The organism is Sphingorhabdus buctiana, assembly GCF_042680825.1.
Lineage (GTDB): Bacteria > Pseudomonadota > Alphaproteobacteria > Sphingomonadales > Sphingomonadaceae > Sphingorhabdus_B > Sphingorhabdus_B buctiana.
Map to the genome: position 1 here is coordinate 510166 of NZ_JBHUEL010000002.1, position 19578 is coordinate 529743.

General features: G+C 56.4%; 18 protein-coding genes. 13 read left to right on the top strand and 5 right to left on the bottom strand.

Annotated features, from left to right (window positions below):
* Nucleotides 1–8 precede the first annotated feature (8 nt).
* From ACFSAG_RS02895 to ACFSAG_RS02940, 10 genes are read left to right on the top strand one after another with little or no spacing between them, the layout of a single operon-like run.
* Nucleotides 9–1541 (top strand): acyl-CoA carboxylase subunit beta, encoded by a 1533-nt coding sequence (locus ACFSAG_RS02895; RefSeq protein ID WP_374611041.1) that lies wholly within the window; start codon nt 9–11, stop codon nt 1539–1541.
* Nucleotides 1541–1780, top strand: coding sequence for a hypothetical protein (locus ACFSAG_RS02900; protein ID WP_381511216.1), 240 nt, complete (start codon nt 1541–1543; stop codon nt 1778–1780). Before ACFSAG_RS02895 ends, ACFSAG_RS02900 begins: the two co-directional genes overlap by 1 nt.
* Nucleotides 1777–2217, top strand: coding sequence for a methylmalonyl-CoA epimerase (mce, locus tag ACFSAG_RS02905; protein WP_381511218.1), 441 nt, complete (start codon nt 1777–1779; stop codon nt 2215–2217). The genes ACFSAG_RS02900 and mce overlap by 4 nt, the downstream gene beginning before the upstream one ends.
* Nucleotides 2218–2243: 26 nt before the next feature.
* Complete coding sequence (locus ACFSAG_RS02910; protein ID WP_374611045.1) at nt 2244–3029, top strand: enoyl-CoA hydratase-related protein; 786 nt, start codon at nt 2244–2246, stop codon at nt 3027–3029.
* Nucleotides 3029–3640, top strand: coding sequence for a glutathione S-transferase family protein (locus ACFSAG_RS02915; RefSeq protein ID WP_381511283.1), 612 nt, complete (start codon nt 3029–3031; stop codon nt 3638–3640). Before ACFSAG_RS02910 ends, ACFSAG_RS02915 begins: the two co-directional genes overlap by 1 nt.
* Before the next feature lie 11 nt (nt 3641–3651).
* Nucleotides 3652–5784: a methylmalonyl-CoA mutase gene (gene scpA / locus ACFSAG_RS02920; protein ID WP_374611048.1), complete on the top strand. Its 2133-nt coding sequence runs from the start codon at nt 3652–3654 to the stop codon at nt 5782–5784.
* Complete coding sequence (gene bioB, locus ACFSAG_RS02925) at nt 5721–6788, top strand: biotin synthase BioB (RefSeq protein ID WP_381511220.1); 1068 nt, start codon at nt 5721–5723, stop codon at nt 6786–6788. The genes scpA and bioB overlap by 64 nt, the downstream gene beginning before the upstream one ends.
* A complete protein-coding gene (locus ACFSAG_RS02930) occupies nt 6785–7258 on the top strand; it encodes a DUF6998 domain-containing protein (protein WP_381511222.1) in 474 nt (157 codons plus the stop codon). Before bioB ends, ACFSAG_RS02930 begins: the two co-directional genes overlap by 4 nt.
* Nucleotides 7258–9264, top strand: coding sequence for an ATP-binding protein (locus tag ACFSAG_RS02935; protein ID WP_381511224.1), 2007 nt, complete (start codon nt 7258–7260; stop codon nt 9262–9264). Before ACFSAG_RS02930 ends, ACFSAG_RS02935 begins: the two co-directional genes overlap by 1 nt.
* Entirely contained in the window at nt 9261–10109 is an 849-nt protein-coding gene (locus tag ACFSAG_RS02940) for an aldose 1-epimerase (RefSeq protein WP_381511226.1), read from the top strand. Before ACFSAG_RS02935 ends, ACFSAG_RS02940 begins: the two co-directional genes overlap by 4 nt.
* A 16-nt stretch (nt 10110–10125) precedes the next feature.
* Here the strand turns inward: ACFSAG_RS02940 and ACFSAG_RS02945 are convergent, their stop codons facing one another.
* Nucleotides 10126–11520 carry a peptide MFS transporter gene (locus tag ACFSAG_RS02945; RefSeq protein ID WP_381511228.1) on the bottom strand — a complete coding sequence of 465 codons (1395 nt, stop codon included), beginning with the start codon at nt 11518–11520 and terminating at the stop codon, nt 10126–10128.
* A 131-nt stretch (nt 11521–11651) separates the two neighbouring features.
* Between ACFSAG_RS02945 and ACFSAG_RS02950 the strand changes: the two genes are divergently transcribed.
* The gene (locus ACFSAG_RS02950) at nt 11652–12056 is read left to right on the top strand and encodes an MAPEG family protein (RefSeq protein WP_381511230.1); all 405 of its coding nucleotides are present in this window, start codon (nt 11652–11654) and stop codon (nt 12054–12056) included.
* Here ACFSAG_RS02950 and ACFSAG_RS02955 read toward each other — a convergent pair.
* The 3 genes from ACFSAG_RS02955 to ACFSAG_RS02965 are packed head-to-tail and all read right to left on the bottom strand — an operon-like array spanning nt 12053 to nt 14993.
* Complete coding sequence (locus ACFSAG_RS02955; RefSeq protein WP_381511233.1) at nt 12053–12820, bottom strand: cyclase family protein; 768 nt, start codon at nt 12818–12820, stop codon at nt 12053–12055. The genes ACFSAG_RS02950 and ACFSAG_RS02955 overlap by 4 nt on opposite strands.
* Nucleotides 12817–13893 carry a phosphotransferase family protein gene (locus tag ACFSAG_RS02960; protein ID WP_381511235.1) on the bottom strand — a complete coding sequence of 359 codons (1077 nt, stop codon included), beginning with the start codon at nt 13891–13893 and terminating at the stop codon, nt 12817–12819. The genes ACFSAG_RS02955 and ACFSAG_RS02960 overlap by 4 nt, the downstream gene beginning before the upstream one ends.
* Nucleotides 13890–14993: an Rv3169 family protein gene (locus tag ACFSAG_RS02965; RefSeq protein ID WP_381511237.1), complete on the bottom strand. Its 1104-nt coding sequence runs from the start codon at nt 14991–14993 to the stop codon at nt 13890–13892. Before ACFSAG_RS02965 ends, ACFSAG_RS02960 begins: the two co-directional genes overlap by 4 nt.
* A gap of 125 nt (nt 14994–15118) precedes the next feature.
* On the opposite strand from ACFSAG_RS02965, the gene ACFSAG_RS02970 reads away from it, so the two are divergent.
* Nucleotides 15119–16705: an MFS transporter gene (locus ACFSAG_RS02970; RefSeq protein WP_381511239.1), complete on the top strand. Its 1587-nt coding sequence runs from the start codon at nt 15119–15121 to the stop codon at nt 16703–16705.
* Complete coding sequence (alr, locus tag ACFSAG_RS02975; RefSeq protein ID WP_381511241.1) at nt 16702–17730, top strand: alanine racemase; 1029 nt, start codon at nt 16702–16704, stop codon at nt 17728–17730. The genes ACFSAG_RS02970 and alr overlap by 4 nt, the downstream gene beginning before the upstream one ends.
* Before the next feature lie 96 nt (nt 17731–17826).
* Here the strand turns inward: alr and ACFSAG_RS02980 are convergent.
* Nucleotides 17827–19578 (bottom strand): TonB-dependent receptor (locus tag ACFSAG_RS02980; protein WP_381511243.1); only part of this gene is annotated, 1752 nt, incomplete at its 5' end.

The following is a 19578-nucleotide window of genomic DNA, read 5'->3' on the forward strand; positions in this document are numbered from 1 at the left end:
GGGAGTATATGTCCGCAAATATCGCCGAAATGGAGAAGCGCCGCGCGCAAGCGATGCTGGGTGGCGGGCAAAAGCGCATAGATGCGCAGCATGCCAAAGGCCGCCTGACTGCACGCGAACGCCTGTCGATCCTGTTGGATGAGGGCAGCTTTGAAGAGATCGACATGTATGTCGAACATAACTGCACCGACTTCGGCATGGAGGAGCAGAAGATCCCCGGCGATGGTGTGGTCACCGGCAGCGGCACGATCAATGGCCGTCTGGTCTATGTCTTCAGCCAGGATTTCACCGTCTTCGGTGGTTCGCTTTCCGAACGCTTTGCACAGAAAATGTGCAAGGTGATGGATATGGCGATGAAGGTCGGCGCTCCGGTTATCGGCCTTAACGACAGCGGCGGTGCGCGCATCCAGGAAGGTGTGGCGTCGCTCGGCGGCTATGCCGAGGTGTTCCAGCGCAATGTGCTGGCCAGTGGTGTGGTGCCGCAGATCAGCGTGATCATGGGGCCTTGCGCAGGTGGTGCCGTCTATTCGCCAGCGATGACAGACTTCATCTTCATGGTGAAGGATTCGAGCTACATGTTCGTCACTGGCCCCGATGTTGTGAAGACCGTGACCAACGAAGTCGTCACGCAGGAAGAATTGGGAGGTGCGGTGACGCACACCACAAAATCGGGCGTGGCCGATAATGCATTCGAGAATGATATCGAAGCGCTGCTCGCAGTGCGCGATTTCTTTGACTTGCTGCCGGAAAACAACCGCAGCGGCGTTCCCGAACGGCCCACCGACGATCCATGGGATCGTATCGAGCCCAGCCTCGATACGCTGATACCGGCTAGCGCGACCGTTCCCTATGACATCAAGGAACTGATCACCAAGGTGGTCGACGAAGGCGATTTCTTTGAACTGCAACCGGGCTATGCGGGCAATATCGTTATCGGCTTTGGCCGGATCGAGGGACGCACCGTGGGTATCGTTGCCAACCAGCCTTTGGTGCTGGCGGGCGTGCTCGATATCAACAGTTCGAAAAAGGCAGGGCGCTTCGTCCGCTTCTGCGATGCCTTTGACATTCCGATCATCACCTTTGTTGACGTGCCCGGCTTCCTTCCCGGCACCGCGCAGGAATATAATGGCATCATCAAACATGGTGCGAAGCTGCTTTTCGCCTATGCCGAGGCGACAGTTCCCAAGATCACCGTCATCACCCGTAAGGCCTATGGCGGCGCGTATGACGTGATGGCGTCAAAGCATCTGCGCGGCGATTTGAACTATGCCTGGCCCACCGCCGAAATCGCGGTGATGGGCGCGAAGGGCGCGGTGGAAATCATCTTCCGCAGCGACATTGGCGACCCCGAAAAAATCGCCGAGCGCACCAAGGAATATGAAGACCGCTTCGCAAACCCCTTCGTCGCTGCAAGCAAGGGCTTCATCGACGAGGTGATCCACCCGCATTCGACGCGGCGGCGAATTGCGCTGGGGCTTCGCAAACTGCGCAACAAGCAGTTGGAGAACCCTTGGAAGAAGCACGATAACATTCCGTTGTGATGATTGACCGTTACGCAGTGTTGGTGCTCCTCGGCATTGCATTCGTGTTCGGCTACACTGCAACGAAAGGTCTGCGTGACGGATTTACCCGAATTCCAATCGCATTTATCGAATTTGAAGAGTTTGATCGAATTGAAAATCCAGCCAATTTTTGGGGAATTACAGTTTTGAACTCGGGCATTGCAATCAGCATGGTTTGCACAATTAGCTACTGGTTTATGAATGGAATGATCGAATGAAACTAGGCCGTCTCAATCATATCGGCGTCGCAACGCCCTGCATTGCGGATAGCATCGTTTTTTACCGTGATGTGATGGGCGCGGCGAAAATCCATGAACCGTTTGACCTGCCCGAGCAGGGGGTGAAGGTGTGCTTTGTCGATACGCCGGGTGCAAACGGGGCGCTCAACGGCACGCAGATCGAGTTGATCGAGCCGCTTCCCGGCAACACCAGCATCGCCGGTTACCTTGAGAAGAACCCGCAGGGCGGGCAGCACCATGTCTGTTACGAGGTGCCTGATATCCATGTCGCTAAGGCCGAGTTCGAGGCGATGGGCAAACGTGTGCTGGGTGAACCGCGCATCGGCGCGCATGGCACGCTGATCTTCTTTGTGCATCCCAAGGATATGGGCGGGGTGCTGACCGAAATCATGGAGACGCCAAAAGAGGCGCATTGAGATTTGAGAGAGGAAATGGAGAGACAATGACTTACGAAACCATCCTGACCGAACGCAAAGGCGACGTTCTGGTAATCACGCTGAACCGCCCCGACCGTTTGAATGCGGCATCGATCCCGTTGGCTGAGGAACTGGGCGCTGCCTTTTACGACCTCGACGGTGCGCGTGCGGTGCTTATCACCGGCGCAGGCAAAGGCTTTTGCTCGGGCGCGGACCTTGCGGCACGCGGCGAAGTCAGCCCGATCCAGCAAAAGGGCGGCAGCCACCGTGCGCTCCAAAATTACTATAACCCCTTGATCACGCAGATCCTGCGCTGCCCGGTGCCAGTCATCACAGCGGTCAATGGTGCTGCTGCGGGTGTCGGCTGCTCGATCGCTCTTGCAGGCGATTTCGTGCTGGCGGCAAAGAGCGCCTATTTCCTGCAGGCCTTCGTCAATATTGGCCTCGTGCCCGATGGCGGTTCGACCTGGCTTCTCGCCCGCGCGATTGGCCGTGCCCGCGCGACCCGCATGATGATGCTCGGTGAAAAAATCGGCGCGGAGCAGGCGGAGGATTGGGGCCTGATTTACAAGGCGGTCGACGATGCTGCCCTGATGGATGAAGCCATGGCGCTGGCCACCAAGCTGTCCGAAGGGCCGACCGTTTCCTATTCGACGATGAAGGCGAACATCCAGACCGCGCTCGACGGCAATCTGTCGCAAGTGCTGCTCGCCGAAGCTGAAGGCCAGCGCGTTGCCGGAGCAAGCGAGGATGCCCGCGAAGGCGGCCTTGCTTTCCTGCAAAAGCGCAAGGCTGAATTCAAGGGACGTTGATGCTGTTCTATAACAGCCCTAATCCGGCGCCTAACCCGCGGCGGGTCCGCATTTTTGCGGCGGAGAAGGGGATCGCGCTACCCACGCGCGACCTCTCAATCCCCGATCGCGAGCATAAGTCCGACGAATTTCTGGCATTGAACCCGCGCGGCCAAACCCCCGCATTGCAACTCGATGACGGGACGGTGATTGCCGAAAGCGTTGCCATTTGCCGCTATCTCGAAGGCATGCATCCCGAACCGCCTTTGTTCGGTCGCGATCCGCGCGAGCAGGCCTTGGTCGAAATGTGGAGCCGCCGTGTTGAAATGATCCTGATGCCACCGGTGGGCGCGGTCTGGGTGCATACCCATCCGTTCACCGCCCGCTTGCCAGGCCGCAATACCGAATGGGGCGAAGCCAACCGGCCACGCGCGGATGAAGCCATGCGTTTTTTCGATACGGCTTTGCAGGGTCGCGAGTTTATCGCCACCGACGAATATACAATTGCCGACATATTGCTTTTGACCACGGTCGATTTCGCCAGTTTCATTGGCATCGCCATGTCGGGCGATCTCACTTCCTTGCGCGCTTGGCATGCGCGCGTATCCGCCCGGCCCAGTGCCGCAGCTTGAATGGTGCATTGATGAGTAAGAACAGCCTGTCCGATTGGCAGACCGCCGCCGCAAAAGAGGTCAAAGGCAAAGACCTGACTTGGCACACGCCCGAAGGGATTGCCGTGAAGCCGCTTTATACGGCAGAGGATGTGACGGCCGATCCGGGTCTGCCTGGTTTCGCGCCATTCACCCGCGGTGTGCGTGCGTCGATGTATGCAGGTCGGCCTTGGACAATCCGCCAATATGCAGGCTTTTCGACCGCTGAGGAATCGAACGCCTTTTATCGCCGCAACCTTGCTGCCGGGCAAAAGGGCCTTTCGGTGGCTTTCGACCTTGCCACCCACCGTGGCTATGACTCGGATCACCCGCGCGTTGTCGGCGATGTCGGCAAGGCGGGTGTGGCGATCGACAGCGTTGAGGATATGAAAATCCTGTTCGACGGCATCCCGCTCGACCAGATGTCGGTTTCGATGACGATGAATGGTGCGGTGATACCGATCCTCGCCTTCTTCATCGTGGCGGGTCAGGAACAGGGCGTTCCGACCGAGCAGCTCGACGGAACCATCCAGAACGACATCCTCAAAGAGTTCATGGTTCGCAACACCTACATCTACCCGCCCGAACCAAGCATGCGGATCATCTCGGACATTTTTGCCTACACTTCGGCGAACATGCCCAAATTCAACAGCATCTCGATCTCCGGCTATCACATGCAGGAGGCTGGGGCGACGCAGGTGCAGGAACTCGCCTTCACCATCGCCGACGGCATGGAATATGTGAAATATGGCGTCGCGTCGGGCCTCGATATCGACAAGTTCGCAGGCCGCCTGAGCTTCTTTTTCGCCATCGGCATGAACTTCTTCATGGAAGTTGCCAAATTGCGCGCAGCACGCGTGCTTTGGCACCGGGTGATGACCAAGCTGGGCGCGCAGGACGAACGTTCGAAGATGCTGCGCACTCATTGCCAGACGTCAGGTGTGTCGCTGCAGGAGCAGGACCCCTATAACAACGTCATCCGCACCACGATCGAAGCGATGGCTGCGATGCTGGGTGGTACCCAGTCGCTCCACACAAACGCGCTTGATGAGGCGATTGCGCTACCCACCGATTTCTCCGCACGCATCGCGCGCAACACGCAGATCGTGATCCAGGAAGAAACCGGCATGTGCAATGTCGTCGATCCGCTGGGTGGGTCCTACTATATCGAGGCGCTGACGCAGGAACTGGTCGACAAGGCGTGGGAGATTATCGAGCGCGTCGAAGCCGAAGGCGGCATGGCCAAGGCGGTCGCCGCAGGTTGGCCCAAGGCGATGATCGAGGAGGCTGCTGCCGCGCGCCAGGCCCGTGTTGACCGGGGCGAGGATGTGATCGTCGGCGTCAACAAATACCGCCTCGCCAGCGAAGACCAGCTCGAAACGCTGGAAGTGGATAACCACGCAGTTCGCGAAGGCCAGATTGCGCGCCTGAAGCGCGTTCGCGAGACGCGCGATGAAGCCAAATGCCGTGCTGCGCTGGCTGCGCTGACCGAAGCTGCGAAGGGGAAGGGCAACCTCCTTGAACTTGCCGTCGAAGCGGCCCGTGAACGCGCGACGCTGGGCGAAATTTCGGATGCCATGGAGGCGGTCTTTGGCCGTCATGGCACTACGCCAACCCCGGTGAAGGGCATTTACGGCGCGGCCTATGAAGGCGACGCGCGCTACAATCAGGTGTTGGAAGGCGTCGCCGCTGTTGAACGCCGCCTTGGTCGCAAGCCCAAGCTTCTCGTCGCTAAGATGGGGCAGGACGGGCATGATCGCGGGGCGAATGTCATCGCCTCGGCCTTTGCCGATATGGGCTTCGACGTGGTGTCCGGCCCGCTGTTCCAGACACCCGAAGAGACGGTGGTGCTGGCATTGAGCGAGAATGTCGACATTGTCGGCGCTTCGAGCCTTGCCGCCGGGCACAAGACGCTTATCCCCGAACTGATCAACCGCCTGCGCGAAAATGGCCGCAGCGACATCAAGGTAATCGCCGGCGGTGTCATCCCGCCGCAGGATTATGATTTCCTCCGCGATGCAGGGGTTCAGGGCATTTACGGCCCGGGCAGCAATGTCGTCGAATGCGCTGCAGATGTGCTCACTCTGCTCGGTCACAACATGCCGCCATTGGGAGAAGCCGCGTGACCATTCGTACCGATTGGACGCGCGAAGAAATCGCCGCACTGTTCGACCTGCCTTTTGATGAGCTGGTCTTTCAGGCTGCAACCGTGCACCGCGCGCACCATGCGGTTGGGCAGATCCAGTTATGTACCCTGCTCAGCATCAAGACCGGCGGCTGCCCTGAAGATTGCGGTTATTGCAGCCAGTCGGTGAAGGCCGACAGCGGCGTCGAGGCCACCAAGCTGATGGAAGTGCAGCAGGTCCTCCAAAAGGCAGCGCAAGCCGCCGATGCAGGCTCGAAGCGATTTTGCATGGGGGCTGCCTGGCGCAACCCCAAGGATCGCGACATGCCCGCAATTGTCGAGATCGTGAAATCGGTGCGCGCCATGGGCATGGAAACCTGCATGACGCTGGGGATGTTGACGCCCAAACAGGCCGATATGCTCGCCGAAGCGGGGCTCGATTATTACAACCACAATATCGATACGTCGCCCGAGCGCTATAACGACATCATCACCACGCGCACGATGCAGGACCGTCTCGACACGCTCGATCATGTCCGCAAGGCGGGCATCAATGTGTGTAGCGGCGGCATTGTCGGCATGGGCGAAACTCGCGCTGACCGGGTAGGCTTCATCCACACGCTGGCAACATTGCCACAGCATCCAGAGAGCGTGCCGGTAAACGCGTTGGTGCCCGTGAAGGGAACCGTGCTGGGCGATATGCTCGCGGATACGCCGCTCGCCAAGATCGATGATATAGAATTCGTCCGAACCATTGCCGTTGCCCGCATCACAATGCCGCTAAGCATGGTGCGCCTGAGCGCTGGCCGTGAGAGCATGAGCGAGGCAACACAGGCGCTGTGCTTCATGGCGGGCGCGAACAGCATCTTCACCGGCGACAAGCTGCTGACTGCGGCCAATGCAGGTGACGACAAGGATGCGGCGTTGATGACGAAGCTTGGGCTGGTGCCGATGGAGGCCGAGGAACCTTTGCGGGCTTGCAAGGCGTTGGAGGCAGCGGAGTGAGATTTGAGCTTCCCCCTTCCGTTCGCAAGTTAGTGGCGGCAAGAAATGAGCTGAAAGCGCATTTTAGTGAGATAGACCTCCATTTCACTTTTGACGGAAATCTCGTTGGCGATCTAGGTGAGGCTGTCGCTTCTGAGTTATTCGCATTAAAACTGACTGGACGCAGCAATGAAGGAATAGACGGTTACGCGCCGGATGGCCGCTCGGTTCAGGTAAAGGCAAGTGGAACTGCGCGCGGCGCAGCTTTCCGGTTGGTCGAAACCAAAGCAGATCACTTGCTCTTTTTCCATTTCAACTACGACGAATGTTTCGGTGAAGTCATATACAACGGCCCAGAAGAGCCAATAAGAAAATCTCTTCCCGTTTTTCGGACCGGGCAACGAAGCGTTAGTGCGACAACTTTTCGTAGACTCAATGAAAATGTGAACGCAGCAGATCGGCTGCCAATGCAGTCACAGGAAGAAATATAATGTTCAAAAAAATCCTCATCGCTAACCGCGGGGAAATTGCTCGCCGTGTTATCAAGACCGCCCGTCGCATGGGTATCCAGACGGTAGCTGTCTATTCGGATGCTGATGCACGCGCGCCGTTCGTGCTCGACGCCGATGAAGCAGTGCATATCGGGCCTTCGCCTGCCGCACAGTCCTATCTGATCGCCGACAAGATTATCGAGGCGTGCAAGGCAACTGGCGCCGAAGCGGTGCATCCGGGCTATGGCTTCCTGTCGGAACGCACGAGCTTTGCCGAGGCGCTGGCGGCAGAAGGCATCGCCTTTATCGGCCCGCCGGTGAACGCGATTGCGGCGATGGGCGACAAGATTGAATCCAAGAAGCTCGCGATGGAAGCGGGCGTCAATGTCGTCCCCGGTTTCGTCGGCGAAATCGAGGATACCGAGCATGCGGTGCGCATCTCGAACGAGATTGGCTATCCGGTGATGATGAAGGCGTCTGCCGGCGGCGGTGGCAAGGGGATGCGGCTTGCCTATAGCGAGCAGGAAGTGCGCGAGAATTTTGAGAGTGTGAAGCGCGAAGGCCTCAACAGCTTTGGCGATGACCGCGTTTTCATCGAGAAATTCATCCTCAACCCGCGTCATATCGAAATCCAGATCCTCGGCGACAAGCATGGGAACATTCTCTACCTCAACGAACGCGAATGCAGCATCCAGCGCCGCCACCAGAAGGTGGTCGAGGAAGCGCCGTCGCCCTTCGTAACCCCCAAGATGCGCAAAGCGATGGGTGTACAATGCGTCGCACTCGCCAAGGCGGTTGGTTATTATAGCGCGGGTACGGTCGAACTGATTGTATCGGGTGCAGACCCGACGGGGGAGAGCTTCTACTTCCTCGAAATGAACACCCGCCTTCAGGTGGAGCATCCGGTTACCGAATGCATCACCGGCATCGACCTGGTCGAACAGATGATCCGCGTTGCCTATGGCGAGAAGCTCGCCATGTCGCAGGATGACATCAAGATCGATGGTTGGGCGATCGAGAACCGCGTTTATGCCGAAGATCCCTATCGCGGCTTCCTACCGTCGACGGGCCGTATCGTGCGCTACAACCCGCCGGTGCCAGGCTGGGCAGGGGATATTCGCGGCGTTGATGGGGTGCGCGTCGACGATGGCGTTGCCGATGGCGGCGAAGTCAGCATGTTCTACGACCCGATGATCGCCAAGCTGATCACCTGGGGCAAGACCCGTGACGAAGCGGCGGACAAGCAGGTCGCGGCGCTTGACCGCTTTGAACTTGAAGGCCTCGGCCACAATATCGATTTCGTCTCCGCAATCATGCAGCATCCTCGTTTCCGCTCGGGCGAGCTGACCACAGGCTTCATTGCCGAGGAATATCCCGATGGTTTTGCGGGCGCGCCTGCTTCGGAAGACCTGATCCGCAAATTGTGCGCGATTGGGGGCGTTGTAGCGACCAGCAATTCGGAACGTGCGCGCTACATCGATGGCCAATTGGGCGATAATCTCGCCGCTATCCGCCATTGGCAGGTTTCGGTCGACAAGCAGAAGCATGACGTGATCGTCCACAATGGCCAAGTCACGGTCGATGGCCAAAAGATGGAACTGCAGACCGATTACACCCCCGGCGCGCGGATGGTGCATGCCATTGCCAATGGTGAAAGCCTGGCAGTCAAGGTGAGCAAATCCGGGTCCGGTTTCAAGATGACGACGCGTGGAGCGAGCCACAGCGTGGTCTGCTTGCCTGCGCACATTGCACCGCTATCGGCGCACATGATCGAAAAGATCCCGCCAGATCTCTCCAAGTTCCTGATCTGCCCGATGCCGGGCCTGATTACTGCCGTGCATGTCGATGTCGGCGACAAGGTGGAGGCAGGGCAACCGCTGGCGATTGTCGAGGCGATGAAGATGGAGAATATCCTGCGCGCCGAAAAATCCGGTGTGGTCAAATCGGTCAATGCCAAGGCGGGAGACAGTCTGGCGGTTGATGCGATCATCCTGGAAATGGAATGATACTCCAACTCGCAAGGGGTGACAGCGCGTGCAGCCTGTTGCCTCTTGCAGGTGGAAGCATTGGAAGCTGGCGTGTTGCCGGCCAGTACATGTTGCGGGCAGCGACGTCTCAAGGCGATCCCTTGCAGGCCGCATCCTATCCGCTGGTACCCTATTCAAACCGCATTATGAATGGTCGGTTCGAATGGAATGGCCGGCAAATACGACTGCAACCACATCCGATCGCAATGCCGCATTCCATCCATGGCGTGGGTTGGTTGCATGGTTGGGATGTCGTCGAGAGCGAAGCGGATTTTGCCGTGCTACGATATTCGCATATTGACGATGCCGATTGGCCTTGGCCATTTTTGGCTGAGCAGCGGTTCAAGCTAGGGCCTGATAGTCTTACGTTGGATTTGTTAGCCCGAAATCTGGCAGACGAAGCCGTGCCGCTTTCATTCGGACACCATCCCTATTTCGACAGCGCAGGGGCCAGCTTGCAGTTTACGGCTTCCGGCTTTTGCGAAAATGGTAATGACGATTTGCCGGTGTCCGAAACTGCAGTTGAAGGCCCCCGCAATTTTGCGCTCGCCCGGCCTGTTGGTGAGCAGCCTTTCGACAATCTCTACACCGACTGGCATGGCGAGGCTGAGATTTCATGGGCGGGTAGAGCCCTTGGCCTGGATATAGAGTCGGACTTGCCGCACGCGCAGCTTTATGTACCGCAAGGTCAGACATTTTTCTGCTTTGAACCCGTGGCGCATCGCACGGATTCTGTGAACAGAGACCAAGGCGATATGCCTGTTGTTGCTCCCGGTGAAACCTTTTCAGCGAGCATCCGCTTCAGTGCTTTAAAGGCAAGCTGAAGCGGAAAGCGATTAATCAGGCCGTTTGGGTGTCGCCCATCAGACGCTTCGCCAGCACGAATTTGAAGAAGGCGAAAGCCACAAGGCCGACAGCTGCGCTCGCCACATGGACCAGCCAGAAAGTGGGTGTATCCATCGTCGAATACCATCCGCCAATAGTGCCTACGATCTTGTTGGCTGCGAAAAAGGCGAGATAGTAAATCCCGATAATCGTTGCGTTGATTGCCTTGGGCGCCAATTTGGTGAACAGCGCCAGGCTGACAGGCAGGATGTGCGAAAAACCGATGCTGTTAAGCAGGTGGAACATTAGCGGCCAGAACAATCCGATCTTGCCATCGCCCTGCGTAACAGCGGCGATATACAGGCACAGCCCGCCACCAATGGTGAAAAAGCTACCAATTACCATCTTGCCCAGTTCATCGGGCTCTTTCCACTTCGTGCCATACCATTTGTAGAAAGCGGCAACGGCAACCAGCATTGAAAAGCTGAGCGTTGCATCGACGGTGATCATCCAACTCGTCGGCAGTGTTTCTCCCATGAAGGTCAGCGCAAAATGCTCGTCGGCCCAGACGAGATAGGCGTTGAAGATTTCCTGGTTGGTGAGAAGTGAAACCGCGAGAACCGGCACGAGCAGGACGAGTGCCAACACACGCAACCAATCCTTTTGGCTCATCGGAACCGAGGCGGCCTTTTCCCCTTTGGCTGGTTTGTTATCAGCAGGTAGCCATGGCCCGGCAGCCAGGTAGATGAAAAGGCCCGCAACCATCACAATGCCCGCAGTGCCAAAGCCCCAGTGCCAGCCTACCTTTTCACCCAGCGTGCCCGATACCAACGGCGCCGCGATGACGCTGACATTGATGGCGATGTAGAAAATCTGGAACGCCATCGCCCGGCGGAGATCTTTGTCATCATACAGTTCGCCAACCTGGCTCGCGATATTGCCTTTGAAGAGACCTACGCCGACCACCAGTGCGAGCAGTGCAAACAGGAAGGTGCCTTCGAACGCCATCAGGAAATGGCCGAGGGCCATGATTAGCGCCCCCCAGATCAGGGTAGCGCGCCGCCCCAGCCATCGGTCTGCGATTATTCCGCCCAAAATCGGGGTCAGGTAAACCAGCGCGGTGTAATCTCCGAAAATCGCCGAGGCCAAAGGCTGTCCTTCGAGCCCACCATAATAGCTGTTTTGCAGAAAGGAGAGGCCAATCACATTGCCCATATTTTCTGGGAGCAACAGATATTTGACCATGTAGAGCACGAGCAGTGTCTGCATGGAGTAATAGGAGAAGCGTTCACAGCCCTCGACGAATGACAGGTATCCGAGTCCTTTAGGATGTCCCAGAAACGCGCGGTCATCCGGTCCGCGATCGACCGGCGCCGCGTCCATCCCTGGTGTCGCTTCGGATATGCTCATGCGCTAATTCTCCCGAGTATCATTCTTTCCCTTGCAATATCGCTTTGCACCGAACTTGCCAGTCATTTCCGCGATTGGCGATCCGACGATAAGCGGCTAAACTATAACTCTTTTCTGGGGGAGAAGTTCACATGCCCGTTCCGGTTACAGCATTTGTCGCCGCTGTCTGCGCTCTATTGCTGCTCTTCACCGCGATTGACACCGTTCGTCAGAGGATGCGCGCGCAAGCTGCATTCGGAGACGCTGGTGACGCCAAACTGATTAGCGCCAGCCGCAGCCATGGCAACCTTGCCGAACATGCGCCTATCGTGATCCTGCTACTCGCCTTTCTGGAACTCAGCCATGCGTGGCATATGGGCTTGATGGCGATTGGCGCGTTGTTCCTTTTTGGCCGTGTGCTGCATATCTGGGGGCTTTATTTGCCTGTAAGCACCAAACCGCCATTGCCTCGTTCTCTGGGGGTCATCATCACCTGGCTGACGCTGGCGGTGTTGAACGGTTGGACGCTTTATTTGCTCGCAAGCCGGAACCTCTAGTCGATCAAGGCCACAGCGCGGATCCACCCTGCGCTGGCTCGTTCGATCTTCACCGGGAAACAACTCAGCTTCCATCCGAATGGGGGCAGGGCATCAAGATTGGTCAGTTTCTCGATCTGGTAATAAGGCTGGATGCGTCCGGCCTTATGGCCTTCCCAGATGATCGATGGATCGCGCTTTTCGGCCCAGCGTTTGGCCGTATGGCTGAAAGGTGCATCCCAACTCCACGCATCGGTGCCGACCACCTTCACGCCGCGTTCGGTCAAATAGAGCGTCGCCTCCGCGCCCATGCCGCAGCCCTGGTCGGTGAAATTCTCGGTGCCATAGATTGCACCCGACTGCATAAGCACGATGTCGAGCGGTTTCAGTTCATAGCCAATGCGCGACAGTTCTGCCTCTACCTCCGCGGCGCTAACCACATGGCCATGCGGTTTGTCCGAAAAATCGAGCTTCACCCCGGGCCGGAAAAACAGATCTAGCGGCGCTTCGTCTATCGACGGGGCGGGGGAGGCACCGCTGTCAGTTGTTGAATGGAAGTGCCAGGGCGCATCCATATGCGTGCCATTGTGCGTGCTCAGCGTCAGGCTTTCGACCGCCCAGCCTTCGCCATCGGGAAGGTCTTCGCGGGTAAGCCCCGGGAAGAACATTGCGATCTGCTCCCACGTATTTTCATGGGTCATATAGGTGATTTGCGGACGCATCACCGGTGGATCGGAAACCACATCGTTGGTGATGGGGATCGACAGGTCAACAAATTGCGTCATTGCGGTAATGCCTTCTCGCCATGATCGAGAACCATCGCAGCCGAACGGCGTGCCATGGCGAGAAACATGTCATCGCCGCGGTCGGTGCGTTCAACAACCATGGCAGCAGTCACGCCCATCAGGAAACCCGCAACTGCTGATCGGCAATAATCGTCATCGATATGCTTCAAATCGCCATCAGGAACACCACGCTCCAGCAACTGTGCTTTGTACCGAGCAAGCAATTGAGGCTCAATCTCACGGCGGTGTGCTGCATCGAATGCGGTGCCAGTGTAATAAGCAATATCGCCAACCCCGATACCGACACCAGTGGTCTGCCAATCGACGATCACAATCGGCTTTACCGGATCAGCCACGTTGAACAGCATGTTATCGGGGCGGAAATCATTGTGTGTCAGGCAACGGGGGCTCTGCCGCGTATCATAATTGCTGTTGAGCTTGCCGAGAAATGCTTCGCCGACAGTAAGCATATTGGCGTCGACGCGATCGCCGTAACGATCACAAAAGGCCGGCCAGAACATCCCGAACAAAACATCGCTATCAAGCTGCGGTGGCACCGCCTTGGTTCCATTCGGCCAATCCAGCGTGTCGAGCGTCGGATCACCCCACCAGGCAGCGTGGATACTTGCGGCGGCGTCAACGGCAAGTAACGCTTCCTCTTTGCTCGGCTCGCCAAGCTGGTTGCCTTGCACATGCCCCGGCAGGTCGTGCATGATGAGGGTGAATGCATGGCTATCCTCATCAAAGGAGATGTAGAGATGATCGGGCACCGCCATCGGCTTTTTGCCGGCAAAGGTCTGGTAGAACCTGCTTTCGCGCAGATAGGTCAGATGCGATTTGCCGGTAGTGCGGCTAAGCTCGTCATTTGATGGCAGTTTTGCCACGATGGTTGGCGGAAAATTGCCCGGGTTGCTCTCAAAATCAAGCGCAATGCGGTAGGTTGCACCAACTTGCCCGGTGCCTATTGCTTTGGCCTGGATTGCAGCGATTTGGACGTCATGCCCCTTTTGACGGAGCATATCGGACAACCATTCAGCGGTGATCTCGTCACGCGAAAGTACAGGTAGGCTCATACGCCATACCCGTCGTTAAGCCCCTTGAAGCCGCTCGGGCCATGTGGACCGAATACAAGCTGCTCAACAATGCCGATGCCTTCGGAACTTGCCCCGCCACCTTCGTGCCGTGCCCTTGCAACATGCTGGATATGCAGATGGGGCATCAAGAGCGGATCCAGATCGGCAGGACGGAAATCTTCACGTTCCACGGCCAATTCACCCTTGAAGCCGCCATGCACCCACTCGCTATGGCCATAACCGATCCCTTTCATCATGAAGAGATCGATGGGTTCCCATGTGACCACATGGTCGCGCCGGGCATCATCGCGTACATCCAGCCGCGCCGCGGTTGCATGGCGTTTGCCCTTTTCCCATGTCATGGTGAAGCGGTCTTCGTGGAAATGCATGCCGCCTTCCTGATTGGCGCCATCCATCATCAGCGTTGCGCGTCGGTTCCAGGCCTCACCCTTTTCGTCCTCGTTGACATGGGCGTAGAGTGAAAGATTGGGGAAGTTGGTAGGCGCCCAGAGCCAGTAGAATTGGGGCATGGCCGCTGGGATTACCGGTTGCGGGTCGGCCGCACCGATAGGCCGTACGCCCCAGCTTCGATCGCGCGTACCATAAGCGCCTTCATAACTTTCACGCTTGCCGTCTACTTCGACCCATCCGGTAACATGGCAATTCACGGTGAAGCGGGTGAGGTCCATCATCATCCGGCTGCCGTTGCGCCGTGTGAAGCGCGGCTCCTGCACCGGTGCGGAGCGCACCTCGAATGTAATGTCGGCGGATATGCCTTCGTGATTGTCCACGACAAGGCGAACGGTTTTTAGCGGCTCGACCACTTCAATGCGGATTGGACCGCAATGCATGTCCATTCGTTCGAAACCAAGGATGCGGGAAGCATGAACGCAATGTTGCGTGCCATCGCGGATGACAGAGAAATGTGCATCGGCAATGTTCAGGTGCGGATACACGCCAAAGGCTGCCCCAAAATAGCCCGAACCATCAGGGCGATAGCCGCAAAAGAAGAAACGATCGTAGAAATTTCGGTCAGTACCCGAAAAGGCAATTGGCTCTGCGGTCTGGTGGATTGGGTACTCGTCGCCCTTGGTCAGCATTTCTCTCTCCTTCTCGTCTCTCGAAACTTTGTTAACCGCTCGATTAAACAAGCGCAACAAGGCTTGAACGATGCGCGGTTGCAACTAAGAGAATGTCAGCAACCAAAAACGGGAAGGGGATGCCCATGGCGAACGGCGCAAATGCTGCTGAAGAGGTGATTGATCCGAAGCGCGACAGGCTGGTGATCACGGCTTCATCGCTGGGCACGGTGTTCGAATGGTACGACTTTTTCGTCTACGGCATATTGGGTGCCTTGATCGGAAAGCTGTTCTTTCCATCGGATAACCCCACCGCCGCAATGCTGGCGAGCCTTGCAGTTTTTGGTGCCGGCTTTGGCGTCCGCCCGCTGGGTGCGATCGTGTTCGGTTATCTGGGGGACAAGATTGGCCGTAAATATACCTTCCTTGTCACGATATCACTGATGGGTGGGGCGACCGCGGCAATCGGATTCCTGCCCACATTCGCATCGATCGGCGTAACCGCGGCCGTACTGCTCCTGATTTTGCGCTGTTTGCAAGGCCTTGCACTGGGCGGGGAATATGGCGGCGCAGCAATTTATGTCGCCGAGCATGCGCCGAAGGGCAAGCGCGGGCAGTATACCAGCTGGATTCAAGCTTCGGTTGCTGGCGGCTTCCTCCTCGCTGTAACCGTCGTTTTGGTAACGCGCACCTCGATGAGCACCGAGGCATTTGAAGCATGGGGATGGCGCGTGCCGTTCCTGATTTCTATCTTGCTATTGGCGATTTCTCTTTGGATCCGCCTCAAGCTTTCCGAAAGTCCTGTGTTCAAGGCGATGAAGGAAGCGGGAACGGTTTCCAAAAACCCGTTTGTCGAAAGCTTCCAATATCCGGGTAACGTCAAGCGCATCCTTGTTGCCCTGTTTGGCGTAGCTGCCGGTTTGACGGTGATTTATTACACCTCGCAGTTCGGCACCTTGTATTTCTTGACGGGAACGGCGCGCGTGCCGGAAACTGATGCACTGGGCTATATGGCGGTAGGTGCGCTGCTGGCTGCCCCCCTTTATGTCGCTGCAGGCTGGCTGTCTGACCATTATGGTCGCAAGAAGATCCTGCTGATCGGCTATGCCTTGTCGATTGTTGGCACTTTCCCGCTGTTCCATATGATGGCGGATGCGGCCAACCCGGCGCTCGCACGAGCAACTGTAAGCGCGCCAGTGACTCTCGTGTCACCAGCATGCGACTTCAACGTGTTTTCGAGCAAGCATGAAAGTGATTGTGCGAAGGCGCTCAACTTCCTTTCCAAGCGCGGCATCAGCTATTCCAAAGCTGAAGGTGACGACTTGATGTTAAAGGTTGGTGCCGCGGAGATTAAGGGTTTTGATGACAAGGCCTATATCGTTGCGCTCGAGAAAGCGGGATATCCGGACAAGTCGGATCCGGACCAGCGTAAGCCATTGATCATCATTCTGGCCGTCGCCATTCTCGTAGCATTGTCGGCGATGACCTATGGCCAGGTAGCCGCGATATTGGTCGAGATGTTCCCGGCGAAAATCCGCTACACCTCGATGTCGATACCTTACCATATCGGTACCGGCTATTTCGGCGGCTTCCTGCCATTCATATCGCAATATATTGTCGTGAAAACTGGCGGCGCCTTCATGGGGCTTTGGTATACGATTGGCGTTGTTGCGATGGCATTCATCGTCAGCCTGATCTGGTTGCCCGAAAACAGGGATAAGGATCTCGATTGAGCTTTCCTGCCCCTTCGCGATTGCGCCTTGATGGTGCGGCGCTGGTCGCCAACTGGAAATATATGGCCGAGCTGAGTGGATCCGCTGCCGCAGGTGCAGCGGTGAAGGCCAATGCTTATGGTCTCGGCGCCCGTGAGGTTGCGCCCAGGCTTTGGGCTGCCGGTTGTCGCGATTTTTTCGTCGCCCATTGGGGAGAAGCCGCGGAGATTGCCGATCTGGTTCCGGCACAGAATATTTACGTGTTGAACGGCATCTGTGAGGAAGATGTTGTGCAAGCGCGTGAACTGGGTGCTATTCCGGTTCTGAATACTCCTGCGCAGATTGCGCTGTGGCGAGCATCCGGCGGCGGACGATGCCATGTCATGCTCGACAGCGGGATGAACAGGCTGGGGCTTGGGCCAGAGCAGTATGATCCCATGCTGTTTGATGGAATGGATATCGATATCGCGATGTCTCACCTTGCATCGGCCGATGAAATCACGAGCCAAAACGCTGCGCAATTGGTCAACTTTATAGCCATGTCGCAGCACATCGGATTTCGACGGCGGAGCTTGGCCAATAGTTGCGGAATAACATTGGGCGCGGATTATCATTTCGATCTCACCCGACCAGGGATATCGCTTTATGGTGGATTGGCGTTGGATGGTCTCCAACAGGTCGCCTATCCTGAAGCCCGCATCCTGCAGGTGCGAGATCTTCCGGCCGGCAGTCCGGTTGGATATAATTACACTTATGTCGCAAAATCCGATATCCGCGTTGCGACCGTGGCGATCGGTTATGCCGACGGATATGTTCGTGCCTTGAGCAATGTCGGCACGGCGTTAGTGGGCGGCGTGGAGTTGCCCGTTATTGGACGTGTGTCGATGGACCTGGTGACACTCGACATCAGCAATGCGCCATCACTGTCGGAAAATGATTGGGTCACAATGCGGTTCAATCTGGATGCTCAAGCCAAGCTGTCTGGTGTTTCGCCTTATGAGTTGTTGACTGGAATGGGTAGCCGAAGCGACCGTCACTGGAATTAGCATTTACTGCTGACCGACGCTCAATTTATTTCTAACCCAAACTAAAAAAAAGGGGGCCGCAATTTGCAGCCCCCTTTGCTTGTTGGGTTGGCTTTATCAGAACTTGAACGTCGTGTTAACGAAGAACTGACGGCCAGTGTAATCGTACCCCGAGTAAAGCGGAGCATTGCCGACGGTGTTTACCGCAGCAGAAACCCGGGGAGGTTTCTTATCAAACAGGTTACGTGCACCGATCGTTACAACGAAATCTTCTGCAGCCATGACTTGCATCGATGCCGAATGCAGGAAATAGGCAGGAGTTTCGAGCAGGTAAAGGTCACGGTAAGATTGCTCAAGTGCAGTATCGACCAAACCTGTTTGGCGACTTGTTGAAAACAACTTGTATGTACCGGAGCTACCATCAAACCATTCAAGCCCATAGCGGAACAGGAATGCACCCTTGCGATAAGTCGCATCAAATGATCCAACCCAATCAGGTGTGTTGAGGGTGCCATTAGAATCGAGAAGTATCTCCTCAGGGAACAAACGATCCGACTGCTCGGTGTATTTCGTCAAACTAGCGTTGAACGTGAAACGCCCTCCGAACAGATCAGCGCCAAGGCGACCGGTGAACTCGAAACCTTTTACCACATCGGTCGACAGGTTCACGAATCCGCTAGTAACGGTCAGCGCATTGTTAGCATTACGCTGAACAAAACGGCAAAAACCCTCGGTCGGGCTAAAATCAGTTGCCGAGTAGCAGCGACTCAAAATTGTACCGCCACCCAGTGAAGACACACCATTTTCGACTTTGATGTTAAAATAATCAAGAGCAAGGCTGATCGAAACAGGACCAGACATACGCGGTGCTACAACTGCACCTACCGACCAGTTTGTCGAAGTTTCTGCCTCCAAACCGGTTTCTGCACCACCCCGGTTAAATACAGTAATTCCGTTGTTTTGCTGAAATGTGGCAACGTTAATTCCAATCGCTGCGCAGTTTGCAGCGCGGGTTCTCTGGGTTGTATTATATGCGTTCGGATCAAGCGGGAAATTGTCAGCATCGCAGGGGTCACTTCCAGCACCAATAAAGCCACTGGTTGCTCCCAAGAATTGCTCCGCGAGTGCGGGCGCTCGATATGATGTGCCGTAACTGCCACGGATGCCGATGCCTTCAAAGAACTGCCATTCGCCAGCGACTTTGTAGGTTACGTCACTTCCATACGATTCGTAGTCTGTATAACGCGCAGACGCGTTAATATTGACATTTTCCATAAACGGACGGTCAGCTATCAGCGGCAAATAAAGTTCGCCGTAGAACTCCTTGACGCTATCACTGCCGCGTGTCGGAACGGATGCCGTTAGCCCATAAAGGTTCCCATTGATGGCCTGTTGGTCCGGCGTATCGTCGATACGTTGCTTGCGATATTCCAATCCCAGTGCCATTTGGGCATCACCACCGGGAAGGGCGAATAAAGGCCCATCGACGCCGAATGAAAAAGTGGTTTCTCGGAATAATGTTGTGCCGATCGTATTATCCAAGATGTAATCGCGATAAGCGGGTGACAAATTCCCACCAATTGATGCCGCGTTTAGTTCCGGTGCTGCCACACAATTTGGAATTGAAGCTTGCGCAACGCAGCTAAAAGTACCGTTGGCATTCTGAACCACGTTCAGTGAAGTAGCGAGTCGATCAATGAGGAACGATTCTATTTCATAGGTACCGTCAGTCCACGATTTGCCAGCATATGCATCATAACGCCAACCCGGCGCAAAAAAATCCCCGCGAAGGCCTACACCCGGGTCGCGTCCGTCAAGGTGGTGTAATTTCGGCTGTGGCCGTGGGCCATCGTCAGGCGGCTTTGGCGG

Excerpts from the sequence above, each read along its gene's own strand:
- ACFSAG_RS02895 (WP_374611041.1), top strand. The coding sequence starts at position 9 with ATGTCCGCAAATATCGCCGAAATGGAGAAGCGCCGCGCGCAAGCGATG.
- ACFSAG_RS02900 (WP_381511216.1), top strand. The coding sequence starts at position 1,541 with ATGATTGACCGTTACGCAGTGTTGGTGCTCCTCGGCATTGCATTCGTG.
- mce (WP_381511218.1), top strand. The coding sequence starts at position 1,777 with ATGAAACTAGGCCGTCTCAATCATATCGGCGTCGCAACGCCCTGCATT.
- ACFSAG_RS02910 (WP_374611045.1), top strand. The coding sequence starts at position 2,244 with ATGACTTACGAAACCATCCTGACCGAACGCAAAGGCGACGTTCTGGTA.
- ACFSAG_RS02915 (WP_381511283.1), top strand. The coding sequence starts at position 3,029 with ATGCTGTTCTATAACAGCCCTAATCCGGCGCCTAACCCGCGGCGGGTC.
- scpA (WP_374611048.1), top strand. The coding sequence starts at position 3,652 with ATGAGTAAGAACAGCCTGTCCGATTGGCAGACCGCCGCCGCAAAAGAG.
- bioB (WP_381511220.1), top strand. The coding sequence starts at position 5,721 with ATGCGCTGCAGATGTGCTCACTCTGCTCGGTCACAACATGCCGCCATT.
- ACFSAG_RS02935 (WP_381511224.1), top strand. The coding sequence starts at position 7,258 with ATGTTCAAAAAAATCCTCATCGCTAACCGCGGGGAAATTGCTCGCCGT.
- ACFSAG_RS02940 (WP_381511226.1), top strand. The coding sequence starts at position 9,261 with ATGATACTCCAACTCGCAAGGGGTGACAGCGCGTGCAGCCTGTTGCCT.
- ACFSAG_RS02945 (WP_381511228.1), bottom strand. The coding sequence starts at position 11,520 with ATGAGCATATCCGAAGCGACACCAGGGATGGACGCGGCGCCGGTCGAT.
- ACFSAG_RS02950 (WP_381511230.1), top strand. The coding sequence starts at position 11,652 with ATGCCCGTTCCGGTTACAGCATTTGTCGCCGCTGTCTGCGCTCTATTG.
- ACFSAG_RS02955 (WP_381511233.1), bottom strand. The coding sequence starts at position 12,820 with ATGACGCAATTTGTTGACCTGTCGATCCCCATCACCAACGATGTGGTT.
- ACFSAG_RS02960 (WP_381511235.1), bottom strand. The coding sequence starts at position 13,893 with ATGAGCCTACCTGTACTTTCGCGTGACGAGATCACCGCTGAATGGTTG.
- ACFSAG_RS02965 (WP_381511237.1), bottom strand. The coding sequence starts at position 14,993 with ATGCTGACCAAGGGCGACGAGTACCCAATCCACCAGACCGCAGAGCCA.
- ACFSAG_RS02970 (WP_381511239.1), top strand. The coding sequence starts at position 15,119 with ATGGCGAACGGCGCAAATGCTGCTGAAGAGGTGATTGATCCGAAGCGC.